12 protein-coding genes are annotated in these 15946 nt (G+C 38.3%); all 12 read left to right on the forward strand.

The window, feature by feature from the left end:
* Positions 1–3 precede the first annotated feature (3 nt).
* The 12 genes from AC59HC_RS21445 to guaA all read left to right on the forward strand — a co-directional run bounded on the left by AC59HC_RS21445 (position 4) and on the right by guaA (position 15831).
* Positions 4–1116, forward strand: coding sequence for a SusE domain-containing protein (locus tag AC59HC_RS21445; protein ID WP_496559323.1), 1113 nt, complete (start codon positions 4–6; stop codon positions 1114–1116).
* Positions 1117–1191: 75 nt separating this feature from the next.
* Entirely contained in the window at positions 1192–3348 is a 2157-nt protein-coding gene (locus tag AC59HC_RS21450; RefSeq protein ID WP_110009357.1) for a glycoside hydrolase family 97 protein, read from the forward strand.
* Positions 3349–3584: 236 nt separating this feature from the next.
* Positions 3585–5444 (forward strand): glycoside hydrolase family 13 protein, encoded by a 1860-nt coding sequence (locus tag AC59HC_RS21455; protein WP_343639848.1) that lies wholly within the window; start codon positions 3585–3587, stop codon positions 5442–5444.
* Positions 5445–5453: 9 nt separating this feature from the next.
* The gene (locus AC59HC_RS21460; protein ID WP_202843956.1) at positions 5454–5972 is read left to right on the forward strand and encodes a nuclear transport factor 2 family protein; all 519 of its coding nucleotides are present in this window, start codon (positions 5454–5456) and stop codon (positions 5970–5972) included.
* Positions 5972–7390, forward strand: a complete 1419-nt coding sequence (locus AC59HC_RS21465; RefSeq protein WP_395973058.1) for an MFS transporter — start codon at positions 5972–5974, stop codon at positions 7388–7390. The genes AC59HC_RS21460 and AC59HC_RS21465 overlap by 1 nt, the downstream gene beginning before the upstream one ends.
* Before the next feature lie 478 nt (positions 7391–7868).
* Positions 7869–8597: a pirin family protein gene (locus AC59HC_RS21470; protein ID WP_034696330.1), complete on the forward strand. Its 729-nt coding sequence runs from the start codon at positions 7869–7871 to the stop codon at positions 8595–8597.
* 37 nt (positions 8598–8634) lie between these two features.
* Positions 8635–9186 (forward strand): NADPH-dependent FMN reductase, encoded by a 552-nt coding sequence (locus AC59HC_RS21475; protein WP_496559324.1) that lies wholly within the window; start codon positions 8635–8637, stop codon positions 9184–9186.
* 289 nt (positions 9187–9475) lie between these two features.
* Positions 9476–10468: a phosphoribosylformylglycinamidine cyclo-ligase gene (gene purM / locus AC59HC_RS21480; protein WP_062670814.1), complete on the forward strand. Its 993-nt coding sequence runs from the start codon at positions 9476–9478 to the stop codon at positions 10466–10468.
* Positions 10469–10542: 74 nt separating this feature from the next.
* A complete protein-coding gene (purN, locus tag AC59HC_RS21485; protein ID WP_496559325.1) occupies positions 10543–11109 on the forward strand; it encodes a phosphoribosylglycinamide formyltransferase in 567 nt (188 codons plus the stop codon).
* A gap of 173 nt (positions 11110–11282) precedes the next feature.
* Entirely contained in the window at positions 11283–12800 is a 1518-nt protein-coding gene (gene purH, locus AC59HC_RS21490) for a bifunctional phosphoribosylaminoimidazolecarboxamide formyltransferase/IMP cyclohydrolase (RefSeq protein ID WP_202843950.1), read from the forward strand.
* Positions 12801–12889: 89 nt separating this feature from the next.
* Positions 12890–14128 carry a phosphoribosylamine--glycine ligase gene (gene purD / locus AC59HC_RS21495; RefSeq protein ID WP_482399427.1) on the forward strand — a complete coding sequence of 413 codons (1239 nt, stop codon included), beginning with the start codon at positions 12890–12892 and terminating at the stop codon, positions 14126–14128.
* A gap of 173 nt (positions 14129–14301) precedes the next feature.
* Positions 14302–15831 (forward strand): glutamine-hydrolyzing GMP synthase, encoded by a 1530-nt coding sequence (gene guaA, locus AC59HC_RS21500; RefSeq protein ID WP_131433019.1) that lies wholly within the window; start codon positions 14302–14304, stop codon positions 15829–15831.
* Positions 15832–15946: the final 115 nt, after the last annotated feature.

The raw sequence follows: 15946 nt of genomic DNA on the forward strand, positions 1-15946 counted from the left end.
AAAATGAAAAAAATATTCAATGTTTTATTAGTGGCTCTGGTAGGTTTATACCTTATCTCATGCTCTAAAGAGGATGATAAAATAGAGTTGAATAATACTTCACAGGCTAAAATAACTTCAGATAAAACTTCTGTAGTACTTGATGAAACTAAAGCGGGACAAAATGCGCTGACTGTTACCTGGGAAAATCCAACTTTTACTCCAAGTGTAGGTTTTAACAATTCTCTACAGTTTGCAGTAGCTGGAACAGGTTTCGCAACAAATGTACTTCAGGATCTGCCTTCAGATCAGAAAACTTTCTCACTTACTCATTTACAGCTTAATAACATCCTTGCGCAGCTGAATGTTGCGCCTGATACCGCTAAGCCTATTGAAGTGAGAATGAGAACTGCACTCAACAGTACTACTTTCTTTTATTCTAATGTAGTTACTGTGAATATGACCGGGTATAAGCCAAATCCAGATCTTATCTATCCAAAAATAAATGTTCCGGGAGGATATGCCGGAGCAGCAGGATATGCAGATTGGGATCCAGCGAACTCACCAAATTTGTTTTCGCCTGAGAAGAATGATAAATACAGAGGCTTTATTTATGTTACGAATCCTAACAGTGAGTATAAGTTTACAATCAATCAAAGTTATACAGGAGATAAAGGAGATGATGGTACTTTTACAGGGAAATTAGTGGAAACAGGAGAGGTTAACATAAAAGCTGTTACAGCAGGAACTTATTATTTAAAAGTAGACTGGGCTGCCAATACCTACTCTTCAGTTTTAGCCAACTTCGGAGTTATTGGTGATGCAACGCCTACGGGATGGGGATCAGATACGGATTTTGTTTATAATCCTGCAACCAAAACCTATGTTATCAATTCAATTGCTTTATCCAATACAGGAGTATTTAAATTCAGAGCCAATGATGACTGGGCAATAAAGTTCCAGCCAAAAGATGCAGAGCAGACTTTGGTTTCAGGAACAGGTGTTCAAGCCTATTTAAGCTCAGAGGGAACTGTTACAGGAGATCCTGGATATAAAGTTTCTCAGGCAGGAAATTATAAAATTGAACTGGATTTACACAATTCAGCATATTACAAATTAACCGTTACTAAATTGTAAATCAAACTCAACTCAAATAAAGCAAAGTGCTGCTTTACCGCAGCACTTTATTTTTTAAGTTAATAAATAGTCATTATGAAGAAAATTACAGTTGGAGCGCTTTTGCTCTCAATGATGTTTACAGGTGTGAAAGCCCAATCTTTAAAGTCTCCGGACGGAAAGTTCGAAATGAACTTTCAGCTGAAAGAAGGAGTACCTTACTATAACCTGAAATACAATGGGGCAGTAGTGGTGGAAGATTCTAAATTGGGATTGAGATTATTTAAAGACACAGCCATAAAATTCGCTTCTGAGATTGCCAAACCAGAAGATGCAAAATACGATCTGAACAACGGTTTTGCAAAAACAGATGAAAAAAGAGACTCTAAAAATGAAACCTGGCAGCCGGTTTTAGGAGAAAAGAAAAATTATATCAATCATTACAACGAGCTGGCAGTTACCCTGAACCAGGCTTCTACAGACAGGAGTATTGTGGTAAAGTTCAGATTATTCAATGATGGATTGGGTTTCAGATATGAATTCCCACAGCAGAAAAACCTTAATTACTTTGTGATCAGAGAAGAAGACTCTGAAATCGATTTCCCTACCGATATGAAGGCATGGTGGATGGTTGCCGATTACGACTCTCAGGAGTATCAGTATCAGGAAACTAAAGTATCCGAGATTCCTTCAAAATGGGATAAAGCATATGATGCCAACGCTTCCCAGTCATTGGTGAAAAATGCAGTTCAGTCTCCTTTAATGCTTAAAAAAGAAGGAAAAGAACCATTGTATATCAATGTTGCAGAAGCAGCCGTATTGGATTATCCGGCTTCACATCTTGAGGTAGATGCACAGAATTATAAATTCAAAACGCATTTGACTGCCGACAGACAGGGAGCGAAAGGATATATTCAGACTCCGTCAGTAACGCCTTGGAGAACGATTATTGTAGCTCCGAAAGCAGAACAGGTAATGGATTCTAAAATGATCTTCAACCTGAATGAGCCTACGAAGTACACCGATACATCTTACATTCACCCTACAAAATACATGGGAGTCTGGTGGGAAATGATTATCGGAAAATCACAATGGGCTTATTCTACTGCTGAAAATGTGCATTTGGGTAAAACAGATTTTGCTAAGCTTACTCCAAACGGAAAGCATGCAGCCAACAATACAAAAGTTAAGGAGTACATTGACTTTGCGGCAGAAAACGGATTCCAGGGATTACTGATCGAAGGATGGAACATCGGTTGGGAAGACTGGTTCGGACATTCAAAAGAGTTTGTTTTCGATTTCATCACTCCTTACCCGGATTTTGATATTAAAATGTTGAATGAATACGCGCATTCAAAAGGAATCAAGCTGATCATGCACCATGAAACTTCTGGTTCTGCCACGAACTATGAAAGATGGGCGGATAAAGCTTTCCAAACCATGAATAAGTATGGATATGATGCCGTGAAAACAGGATATGTAGGAGATATCATTCCTAGAGGAGAACATCATTACTCTCAATGGACCATTAACCATTATTATAGAATTGCAGAAAAAGCAAATGACTATAAAATCATGGTGAATTCTCACGAATCCGTACGTCCTACAGGAGAAAGCCGTACTTATCCAAACTATATTTCTGCAGAAGCAGCACGTGGAACGGAATATGAAGCTTTCGGAGGAAATAAGCCGGATCATCAGACGGTTCTTCCGTTTACAAGATGGATGGGAGGTTCGATGGATTACACGCCGGGAATTTTCCAGACGAAACTTGACTATTATTTCCCTGGAGATAACCGTTTCGTAAAAACTACGCTGGTAAAACAGTTGGCGCTTTATGTAACGATGTATATGCCGCTTCAGATGGCTGCAGACCTACCTGAAAACTACAAAAAGCATATGGATGCGTTCCAGTTTATCAAGGATGTGGCAGCAGATTGGGATGATACAAAAATCTTATCCGCAGAACCTGGTGATTATGTGGTGACAGCAAGAAAAGCAAAAGGAACTGAAAACTGGTTTGTAGGAGGTATTACCGATGAAAACAAACGTGAATATACAGTAGATTTCTCATTCCTGGATAAAGGAAAGAAATATGAGGCAACCATCTATGAAGATGGAAAAGATGCCGATTATATCGATAATCCTCAAAGCTATAACATCTACAAGAAAGAGATTACAGGAAAATCAAAAATTAATTTTAAAATGGCAAGAAGCGGCGGTTTCGCAATTTCTATTAAACCAGTAAAATAATTGTAAGATACACTAAGGTGCCCCGGTTCATTGATTTTTTAATGTTCCGGGGTATTTTTTTAGTATTTGTCCGCTGTCTGGCTGATTTTCCCATTTTGTCCAAATCCAATTATTCATGATGAAGTCTATATGAAGATACGTAATCTTATCGTTGTTGTAAAAAGAGATAAAAAATAGACTTTCTCTTATATTTTTCGATGTATATATAAAAATTTAATGCTAAATTGAACACTAATATGAAGACAATATATGCAGCATTCACGCTTTCGATAGCTTCTTTTGCTTTTTCCCAGAAAAATCTGGAAAGAGTAGAGCCGGCTTTCTGGTGGAAGGGAATGAAAAATCCTGAACTTCAGATTCTTGTATACGGAAAAGAAGTGGCTAATAACGAGATTACGCTTTCTGATGGCATACAGATCAAAGACATCAGGAAAGTAGATAATCCTAACTATGTTTTTATTACAGTCAATACCAACGAAATAAACGTTCCGAAGTTTGCTATCAATATTAAAAAAGGTAAAAAGAATCTTGGTTCATACACTTATGAATTAAAGCAAAGAAATCCCGGATCTGCGAGCCGCGAGTCTTTTACTTCAAAAGACTTTATGTATCTGATCATGCCGGACCGATTTGCCAACGGGGATGAAAAGAATGATTCAAAACCGGAACTTACCGAAAAAGCAGATCGTAGTCTTCCCAACGGCAGGCATGGTGGAGATCTTCGTGGAATTATCAACAACCTTGATTATATTCAGAATCTGGGGGCTACAGCGGTCTGGCTTACTCCTGTGAATGAGGATAACGAAAAAGTGTATTCCTACCACGGCTATGCCCAGACTGATCTCTATAAAATAGATGGCCGCTACGGCACCAATGAAGACTATAAAACATTATCCCAGGAGTTGAATAAGCGAAATATGAAGCTGGTGATGGATTATGTAACCAACCACTGGGGCGGATCACACTGGATGATCAAAGACCTTCCTTCAAAAGACTGGATTCATTGGTTTGATGAAGGAGAGAAAGGGTTTAAACGTTCCAATTATAAAACGACAACACAGTTTGATACCAATGCTTCAGATATTGATAAAAAATATGCACTGGACGGATGGTTTGATACGACCATGCCTGATATCAACCAAAAAAATCCATTGGTTCTGAAGTATCTGATTCAAAATGCAATCTGGTGGATAGAATATGCAGAACTGGGAGGATTTCGTGTAGATACTTATCCCTACAATGATAAAGATGCCATGGCAAAATGGGCCAAAGCGATCACCGATGAATATCCGAAATTCAATATCGTAGGGGAAACATGGCTGTATACAGCAGCTCAAATTGCAGCATGGCAGAAAAATTCGAAGATAGGAGAAATAGAAGGGTACAATTCAAATTTACCTTCTGTGATGGATTTTATGCTGTTTGAAAATATGCCTAAAGCACTCAAAGAAAAAGAAAGCTGGGATAAAGGAATGATTCGTATTTACGATTCTTTTACCAGCGATTTCCTTTATCCGGATATCAATAATACCCTTGTTTTCTTTGAAAATCATGATACCGAAAGATGGAACGAAATCTTTAATGCAAATCCAGATGCCTATAAAATGGCGCTCACTCTGATCTCGACAGTAAGAGGAATTCCGCAGATTTATTACGGATCTGAAATAGGAATGAGAGGAGATAAAAAGACCGGTGGTGACGCAGATATCCGCAGAGACTTTCCTGGTGGCTGGAAATCTGACACACAAAACGCTTTCAATCCATCCGCTCAAACTGCGGAGCAGAAAGAATTTTTCCGGTTTACTCAGAAGTTATTGAACTGGAGAAAAGGCAAAGACGTGATACATCATGGAAAAACTAAAAATTTCGTTCCTCAGGATGGTGTTTTTGTTTATTTCAGATATAATGAAAAAGAAACGGTAATGGTGGTGGTCAACAATAATGAAAAAGATCAGACGTTAGATCTGAAACGGTTTGCAGAATCGCTGAATGGATTTACAAAAGGAAAAGAAATTATTTCAGACAAAGAAATTTCATTGCAAAAGAGCATGAATATTCCGGCAAAAACGCCATTCATCATTGAACTAGAAAAATAATAATTACCTATGAAAAAACTAACGACTGCTTATACATTAATCCTTTTTTTACTGGGGGTTTCTTTACTTACAGCACAGTCGAAGACCGGATTTGAAAAAGAAAAATCGGAAATCACTACCATGCTTGATACCTTCAATGCAATGGCGGCAAAAGCAGATTATGATGCCTATTTTAATCTGTTTGCAGATGAATCTACCTTTATCGGTACAGACGCTACTGAAATCTGGGACAAAAAAGCATTTATGGTATGGGCAAAACCTTATTTTGACAAAAAGAAAACCTGGAATTTTAAAGCCCTTAAAAGAAATATTTACTTCAGCAAAGACGGAAAACTGGCCTGGTTTGACGAATTGCTGGATACACAGATGAAGATCTGCAGAGGCTCAGGAGTGGTAGAGAAAATCAACGGAAGCTGGAAGGTAAAACAATATGTTCTTTCTGTGACAGTGCCTAATGAGGTTGTTGATAAAGTGGTTATTGAGAAGGCCCCTATCGAAGATGCATTAATTCAAAAACTGAAGTCGTAATGGCAATAATGATGGGGAAATACGATACTGGGAAGGTAGGAAAAAGGAAAAAGCCAGACTTATCCATGCTCCAGATTATCAATATGAGCATGGGATTCCTGGGAATTCAGATGGCATTCGGATTACAGAATGGAAATGCGAGCCGTATTCTGGGGAATTTAGGAGCAGATGTTCACGAATTATCCTGGTTCTGGCTGGTGGCTCCTATTACAGGACTCATTGTTCAACCTATTATCGGCCATATGGGTGATAATACATGGAGTCCGTTGGGAAGGAGAAAGCCTTATTTCCTTATTGGCGCTGTTTTGTGTGCGATAGGATTGGTTCTCCTTCCAAATGCAGCATCCGTTACTCAGATGTTTGCCGCCAATGCACTTTTGTTAGCGGTAATATTTTTAGCCATGATGGATGCTTCAGTGAATATTGCCATGGAACCTTTCCGGGCTTTGGTAGGAGATATGCTCCCGAAACATCAGGGTACGATAGGATTTTCTGTACAAACAATTCTGATTGGAATCGGAGCGGTATTAGGCTCTTATCTTCCGGACTGGTTAACAAAAATGGGGATTTCCAATGAAGCACCGGCAGGATTTGTAGCAGATAATGTTATTTACTCTTTTTATATTGGCGCGGGATTGCTTATCATATCAATTCTATACACGATCATGACAACCAGAGAATATTCTCCACAGGAATTTGCTGATTTTGAAGATGGAAAAGACGCAGACCAACATAATTCTAAGTTTTCAGATATTTTCAAAGATTTTGCAGCAATTCCTTTGCAGATGAAAAAGCTGGGAATTGTTCAGTTTTTCTCATGGTTCGCATTGTTTACCATGTGGGTATTTACCACCAGTGCTCTGGCCACTCATCATTTCGGACTTTCCCCGGAAGATACCCATTCCAAGGCATTCAATGATGCAGGTGACCTTACCGGAAAGCTCTTCGGAATGTACAATCTCTGGGCGATTCCGTTCGCATTTCTGCTGACTCCAATAGCAAAAAAGATTGGTAAAAAGCAGACTCATGCTTTAGCTTTATTATGTGGAGGTTTGGGATTGGTTTCCATGTATTTCATTAAAGATGTCAACAATTTATGGATCTCAATGATCGGATTAGGCTTTGCCTGGGCAAGTATTTTAGCAATGCCTTATGCAATGCTTATTGAGGTGATTCCACAACGGAAAATGGGCGTTTATATGGGAATATTCAATTTCTTTATTGTGATTCCTCAGATCATCAATGGTTTGTTCGGAGGTCCCATCGTAAGCGGGATTTTCGGAAAACAGGCGATGGATTATGTTGTGGTAGGAGGCGTTTGCATGCTGATTGGAGCTGTAGTGACCATGATTTTTGTGAAATCTGAAGATGAAACCGCTAAGGAAATTGAAGAAGAAATCAAGCAGGTACATTTTTAACTAGAAATTAGAAGTTAGAAGCTAGAAATTAGAAGTTAGAAATTAGAAGTTGCATTGAAAACTTTAATTTAGATTTAATACTATAATGAAATTCAATAGAAGCGGGCTTTAGCCCGCTTTCTTTTTAAACATCCATCAATTGGCTTTAGAGCCAAAACTTAAAACCTATCCTTCGTATGCTTATTATTTTTTGATCTTAAGATTGCAATAATCTCCCGCAGATTTTCACAGATATCACAGATGCTTGCACTTGTTTAATCATTGGAAGAAAAAATATCCAGTATAAAATTTTATCCCAGATAAAATCCTTGCGCCCTAAAAACATATCAAATGCAAAAAATCGCGTCTTTGCGTAATCCAACCTAGCCTATATTTTCACTTTTTCACCCTTTTTACTTCTCCAATTTCCTTTCTTAACCTACATCAACTTTTTAAACACCCACATCCCGTACATTTGTACCATAAATAATCACAGAAAATGAAAACAGTATATCATAAAGCAGATTCAAGAGGCCATGCCAACCACGGATGGTTAAATTCTTACCATACATTCAGTTTTGCCAACTATCAAAACAGAGATAGAACCAACTTCGGCGTTTTAAGAGTATTGAACGATGACACCGTTTCGCAGGGAATGGGCTTCGGAACACACCCGCACAGAGATATGGAAATTATATCCATTCCTCTGGAAGGAGATCTGGAACATAAAGACTCCATGGGAACCACAGCGGTGATCAGAAAAGGAGAAATTCAGGTGATGAGTGCCGGAACCGGTGTTATGCACAGCGAATACAATAAAAATAAAGATGAAGAAGTAAAATTCCTTCAGATCTGGGTGTTCCCAAAAGAACAGAATGTTGAACCGAGATACGATCAGAAAAGTATCAAAGAAGGAGAAAAAATCAATGGATTCCAACAGATCTTATCTCCCAATAAAAATGATGACGGAGTTTGGATTCATCAGGATGCATGGTTCAACTTGGCCAACTTTAAAAAAGGAAACGGCAAAAATTATATGCTCAACAAAAAAGGAAACGGAGTCTATGCGTTTGTTTTAAAAGGAAGCGCAAAAATCGGAGACCGCGTTCTGAACGAAAGAGACGGATTAGGAATCTGGGATACACAGAGTTTTAATATCGAAGCCGTAGAAGACACCGAAGTATTATTAATGGAAGTACCAATGGAACTGCCGTCTTATCTTAAATAAAAAACTAAATTTGTAATCTTAAAAATAAACCTCACCTATGAAAATTTTAGCAATAGCAGGAAGTAATTCAGAAGTTTCAATGAACAAACAGTTGGTATCCTATGCATCAACTTTATTTGAAAATGCAGACGTAGAAGTGATCGATTTAAATCCTTTCGAAATGCCAATCTATAAACACGAAAGAGAATTAGCGGGCGGTGTTCCACAGGAAGCTCATGATTTCGCAGCAAAAATTGACGGTGCTGATGTATTACTGGTTTCTTTGGGAGAGCACAACGGAACGTATTCTACAGCATTCAAAAATGTGTTCGACTGGGTATCCAGAATCAAAGACAGAACTGTCTGGAACGAAGTACCAATGCTATTGATGTCTACATCTCCGGGCGGTAGAGGTGGAGCAGGTGTTTTGGAAGCAGCATCAAAGCGTTTCCCTTTCCACGGAGGAAATGTGGTGGAAACATTTTCACTTCCTTTCTTTAATGATAACTTTGATAAAGCCGCTCAGAAAATTTCTAATGAAGAGAAAGACAGTGAGTTAAAAGAAAAAATTAAGAAGATTGCAGCCATTGAAACAATCCTTGAAAAATAGAATTTGAATATTCATTTAAAATTACTATTTTTGCAAAAAGAAAAGAGATGAAAATTCAGACCTCCTATAAACAATGTTTTTCTCATAAAGGGAAAGTTGTGGGCTCTGAAATTCTGAGATAAAATAACGGCCGATAATCTGAAAAGATTGTCGGCTTTTTTGTTTTCTAAAATCGAGTATAAAAGTAAATATATAATGTACCAATTGATCAATGTATCAATCTAACAATTCAATTTATTGTTACACTAATTAGATTATTACATTGTTAGATTATTATAAATTATTAGACATGAGCAACACTTACAAATCAGCAGGAGTAGACAAAGAAGAAGGATACAAAACGGTTGACAAGATCAAAAAAGCGGTCGGTGAAACCCACAATTCCAATGTACTGAACCACTTGGGAAGTTTTGGTGCTTTCTATGAAATCGGAGGATACAAAAATCCGGTTCTTGTATCAGGAACAGATGGAGTAGGAACAAAGCTGAAAGTAGCTTTAGATACAAAAAAATATGATTCTATCGGGGTAGATTGCTTCGCAATGTGTGCCAACGATATTCTTTGCCACGGTGCTAAACCTTTATTCTTCCTGGATTATCTGGCTTGTGGAAAGCTTGATTCAGAAATCGCTGCAGAAATCGTTTTAGGAATGGTTGCCGCTTGTAAGGATAACAACTGTGCATTGATTGGTGGTGAAACTGCTGAAATGCCTGGAATGTACCAGCCCGGAGATTATGATGTTGCAGGATTCTGTGTAGGAATCGTAGAAAAAGACCAGATTATTGACGGTTCTAAGATCAAAGCAGGAAACAAAATTATTGCGTTGCCAAGCTCAGGATTCCACTCAAACGGATTCTCTTTAGTAAGAAAAGTATTCCCGGACTTTGAAGAAGAGTTTGAAGGAAAACCATTATACGAGACGCTTTTAGTTCCTACAAGACTATACTACAAAGATATTCACAAAGTATTGGAAGAAGTAAGAGTAGAAGGAATTGCCCACATCACAGGAGGTGGTCTTTACGAAAACGTTCCAAGAATTATTCCTGAAGGACTTTGTGCTTCTATCGACGAATCAAAAATCAGAATTCCTAGTGTGATGCTTGAACTTGAAAAAAGAGGTGGAGTGGCACGTGAAGAAATGCACGGAACATTCAACATGGGTGTAGGAATGGTAATCGTTGTAGATGCTGAACATGCTGAAAAAGTATTACACCTTTTAGATGACGCTTACGAAATCGGTGAAATCACTGAAGGAGCAGAGAAAATCAATTTGAAATTTTAAATGACATCAGATTTCAGATCTTAGATATCAGACGTAAGTCTGTAATCTTTAATCTGACATCTAACATCTGAATAATGAAGAACATTGTTGTACTCGTATCCGGTTCAGGAACCAACCTGCAGAGAATCATTAATACTATTGACTCAGGAGAAATCCAGAATGCAAAAGTAACTCTGGTGGTAGCAGACAGAGAATGTTTCGGACTGGAAAGAGCAAAGAATCACAATATAGAAAACATACTCATTCCGAGAGGAAAGAACTTCAGCAGCGAATTGGCCAAAGTAATCCCTGAAAATACAGATCTGATTGTATTGGCAGGATTTTTATCCATCTTAAAATCTGAATTCTGTGAAAACTGGAATGGTAAAATAATCAATATTCACCCGGCTTTGCTTCCGAAATTCGGAGGAAAAGGAATGTGGGGAATGAACGTTCACAATGCAGTTATTGAAGCCAAAGAAGTAGAGAGTGGGGCAACTGTACATTTTGTGACACCAGGGATTGATGAAGGAGAAGCTATTCTTCAGAAGTCTTTCGAAGTAACCGCTGAGGATACTCCTGAAACCCTGGCTCAGAAAGTTCACCAGATTGAATATGAAATATTTCCGATTGCGATCAATAAGGTCCTGGGAAATGAATAAATATAACAATGTACCAGTGTACCAATTTACCAATGTTGAAGGTATTGTTACATTGCTGGACTGATACATTGTTACATTAATAAAAAGAAATCTAAGTAAAATAAGTAAGTTCGGAGGTGAAAGACCCGGACACAGTTTGAAATAGCTGTAAAAAGTAAAAAATTGAAAGTAAAATGAGTAAAAAGAGAGTTTTAATCAGTGTTTCTGACAAAAGTGGATTAATTGAATTCGCGCAGTTTTTGGAAGCTCAGAATTATGAGTTGATCTCTACAGGAGGAACGTTCAAACATTTGAAAGACGCTGGTTTAAATCCTATTCAGATTGATGAGGTTACCAATTTCCCTGAAATGTTGGATGGAAGAGTGAAAACTTTACACCCGAAAGTTCACGGTGGATTGCTGGCTGTTCGTAACAATGAAGAGCACATGAAAACCGTTCAGGAACACGGAATTGGTCTGATTGACATGGTGATCGTAAATCTTTATCCTTTCTTTGAAAATGTAAACAAAGACATTTCTTTACATGAGAAAGTAGAGTTTATCGATATCGGAGGTCCTTCAATGCTTCGTTCTGCAGCGAAAAACTTTGATTCTGTAACGGTAATCACTGATGTGGAAGACTATGCAGCAGTGAAAATTGAAATGGAGCAAAACGGTGATACATACATCGAAACCCGTAAAAAACTTGCAGGAAAAGTATTCAACCTTACCTCTGCGTATGATGCGGCTATTTCCAGAATGCTTTTAGATGAAGAATATCCTACTTACCTGAATGCTTCTTATAAAAAAGTAGCAGATCTAAGATATGGAGAGAATCCTCACCAGACAGCAGCTTACTACGTTTCTACTTTCGAAAACGGAGCAATGAAAGATTTCGAACAGCTTGGAGGTAAAGAACTTTCTTTCAACAATCTTCGTGATATGGACCTTTGCTGGAAAGTGGTAACGGAGTTCAAAGAAGAAATGGCTTGTTGTGCCGTAAAACACTCTACCCCTTGTGGCGTTGCGATCGGAACTTCAGCTTTGGAAACGTATCAGAAAACTTTCGAATGTGATCCGGTTTCCATCTTTGGCGGAATTGTTGCAATGAACTATACAATTGATGCAGCTACAGCTGAAGAATTAAATAAAACTTTCCTTGAAATTGTAATGGCTCCTGAATTTGATGAAGAAGCCCTAGAAATTTTAAGAAAAAAGAAAAACCTGAGAATCATCAAAATCGTAAACCCTGTTTCAGACAAACAGACCTGGGTGAAAGTAGACGGAGGTATCCTTGTTCAGGATAATGACCTTCACTTCTCAGATGATATCAAAGTGGTAACGGAAGTACAGCCTACAGAAGAACAGAAAAAAGCATTACTTTTCTCTCAGAGAGTAGTAAAATATGTGAAGTCAAATGCGATTGTAGTTTCCAACGGAATTCAGGCATTCGGAATCGGAGGCGGTCAGGTAAACAGAATCTGGGCAACTCAGCAGGCTATCGAAAGAGCAAAAGAAAAATTCTCCGGAGATCTGGTATTGGCTTCAGATGCATTTTTCCCTTTCCGCGATGTGGTAGATTTCTGCGCTCAGGAAGGTATCAAGGCGATTATTCAGCCGGGTGGAAGTGTAAAAGATCAGGATAGTATTGAGGCTGCCAACGAGCACAAAATCCCGATGATGTTTACAGGTGTCAGACACTTTTTCCACTAATTAAAATAGAATTAAAAAATAATTAGGGATTGTATTTTTAGCATTCAAAATTATATATTTGTAAAATAAGACTAGATAATAAATAAAGTATGAGAATATTAATCATAGGTGAAGGCGGTAGAGAATCTGCTTTAGCGGCAAAGCTTCAGAATGACCCAAGAATTTCTAAAATGTTTTTTGCCAACGGGAATGCTACTACCGATGTAATAGGGAAAAATGTTCATTTATCAGAAATCAAAGAACTTAGAGATTTCGCGATTAAAGAAAAAATTGATCTTACGATCGTAGGTCCTGAAGCTCCTCTTGTAGCGGGTATCAAGGACGAATTTAAAAAGCATGATCTTAAGGTTTTCGGGCCTACTCAGAAAGTAGCGAGCCTGGAAGGAAGTAAAGCTTTCTCTAAGAAATTTATGCAGACCTATGATATCAAAACAGCTAAGGCTGTCGTATTTGATTCATACAATGATGCTAAAGAATATGTGCAGACACAGCAGTATCCTTTGGTAATCAAAGCTAGTGGTTTAGCAGGCGGAAAAGGGGTGGTTATCTGTGACAACCTTGAAGAAGCTGAAGCTACAATCCACGATTTCATGATCAGAAGAATCTATGGTGATGCCGGTATTCGTTTAGTTATTGAAGAATATTTACAAGGTTTTGAAGCGTCTATCATTGCTTTCTCTAACGGGGAAAAATTGTTCCCTTGTGTAGCAGCAAAAGACTATAAAAAAGCAGGAAACGGAGATACAGGGCCTAATACAGGAGGTATGGGTTCGGTAGCGCCAAGCCCGGAATTTACTCAGGAGCACTATGCAGATTTTGAGAAAAACATCTTAGAACCTACTGTTAAAGGTCTTAAAGCTGAAGGTTTCGGATTTAAAGGAATCATCTTCTTCGGATTGATGGTAACGAAAAACGGAGCTTACCTTCTTGAATACAACATGAGATTCGGAGATCCTGAAACTCAGGTGTTGATGGCATTAATGGAAAACAATCTTTTAGATATTATCCAGGACTGTATGGAAGGGAAAGACATTGAGCTTAAGTTTAAAGACGAAAAAGCAGTTTGCCTTGTTATGTGTTCAGGAGGTTATCCGAGAAATATCGAAATAGGTTTCGAAATTACAGGAGAAGACAAACTGAAACATAGTAAACTTTTATATGCAGGAGCAGTCACGAAAGGTGATAAAGTGGTTTCCAATGGCGGTAGAGTACTGAACATTGTGGCTACAGGAGCTACCTACGAAGATGCCCGCAAAAAAGTTTACGAAGATGCAGCGCACGTACATTTCGATTACGGCTTCTACAGAGAAGACATCGGAAAGTTTTAATAAAAATCACGAAAAAAGATTTGGAGTCATTCCAAGTCTTTTTTTGTAAAACAGTTAAGTAAGCGATAAGCTTTAGGCTACAGGCAATATGTTTATTGCAGTATAGAAAGCTTATAGCCTGAAGCCTATAGCTTAAAGCTTTTAATTTAATCATCATTTATCAATTATCAAAAATGAACAACGGTATTATTATTTTAGATTTCGGATCCCAGTACAACCAGCTTATCGGAAGAAGAATCCGTGAGATGGGCGTGTACTCTGAAATCTTGCCTTACAATACACCATTACAAGATATTTTAGCAAAACAGCCAAAAGGAATCATCCTTTCCGGTGGACCAAGTTCTGTAAATGCAGAAAATGCCCACCTGGTTGAAAAAGAATTATATGAGCAGGGAGTTCCTGTATTGGGAATCTGCTACGGAATGCAGATGACGGCACACCTTTTAGGAGGAAAAGTAAACAAAGGAGAGAAAGGAGAATACGGTAAAGCCAATTTAGAGATCGTTAAAGAAAGCTCTTTATTAAAAGGGGTAACTCAGAACTCTGTCGTTTGGATGAGCCACTTTGATGAAGTAGGAGAATTGCCTGCAGGTTTTGAATTAAATGCAAAATCAGGCGTAATTGCTTCTATCTCCAATGAAGATAAAAAAATCTTCTGCGTTCAGTTCCACCCGGAAGTTTCTCATACAGAAGAAGGAGGGAAAATGCTTGAAAATTTCGTTTTCAGCATCTGTAACTCAGAGAAAAACTGGAAACTGACTAACTATATTGAAAAAACAGTTGAGGAAATCCGCGAGAAAGTAGGTAACAACAAAGTGATCCTTGGTCTTTCCGGAGGAGTAGACTCTTCTGTAGCTGCTGTTTTGATCCACAAAGCCATCGGTGATCAGTTAACTTGTATTTTCGTAGATACGGGATTATTGAGAAAGGATGAAGGGAAAAAAGTAATGGATCAGTATGGAGAGCATTTCCATATGAACATTAAAATGGTAGATGCTAAAGAAAGATTCCTTTCAAAACTAGCCGGAGTAGACGATCCGGAAGCAAAGAGAAAAATCATCGGAAACGAATTCATCCACGTATTTGACGAAGAATCTCACAAGATTGAAGGTGCTAAGTTCTTAGCTCAGGGAACCATTTATCCTGACGTTATCGAAAGCCAGTCTGTCAACGGACCATCTGCAGTAATCAAGTCTCACCACAATGTGGGAGGACTTCCTGAAGATATGGAATTCGAATTATTAGAGCCATTAAGAGAACTTTTCAAGGACGAAGTAAGAAAAGTAGGAGAAGAATTGGGTATTCCTCATCACCTGGTATACAGACACCCTTTCCCTGGTCCTGGATTAGGAATCAGAGTATTGGGAGCTGTGGATGCTGAGAAAGTAAGAATCCTTCAGGAAGCTGATGATATCTTCATCGAAGAATTATATAAAAATGACCTTTACGAAAAAGTATCTCAGGCTTTCGTAGTCCTTCTTCCTGTAAAATCTGTAGGAGTAATGGGTGACGAAAGAACATATGAATACACCGCTGTAGTTCGTTCTGCCAATACCATCGACTTTATGACCGCAACATGGAGCAGACTTCCTTACGAGTTCCTGGATACCGTTTCAAGTAGAATCATCAACGAAGTAAGAGGAATCAACAGAGTAGCTTACGATATTTCAAGCAAACCGCCTGCAACGATTGAGTGGGAATAATTTTTGACTTGAATTTAAAATATAAATCCTGCCCGTTTTGGACTGCCCCCAAAAAGTTAGACACTTTTTAGGGGCATTTTTTTATGTATAGAAAGGAAAAATTTAGCGTTGCTTT

The sequence above is a fragment of the Chryseobacterium sp. DZ-32 genome, assembly GCF_059587025.1.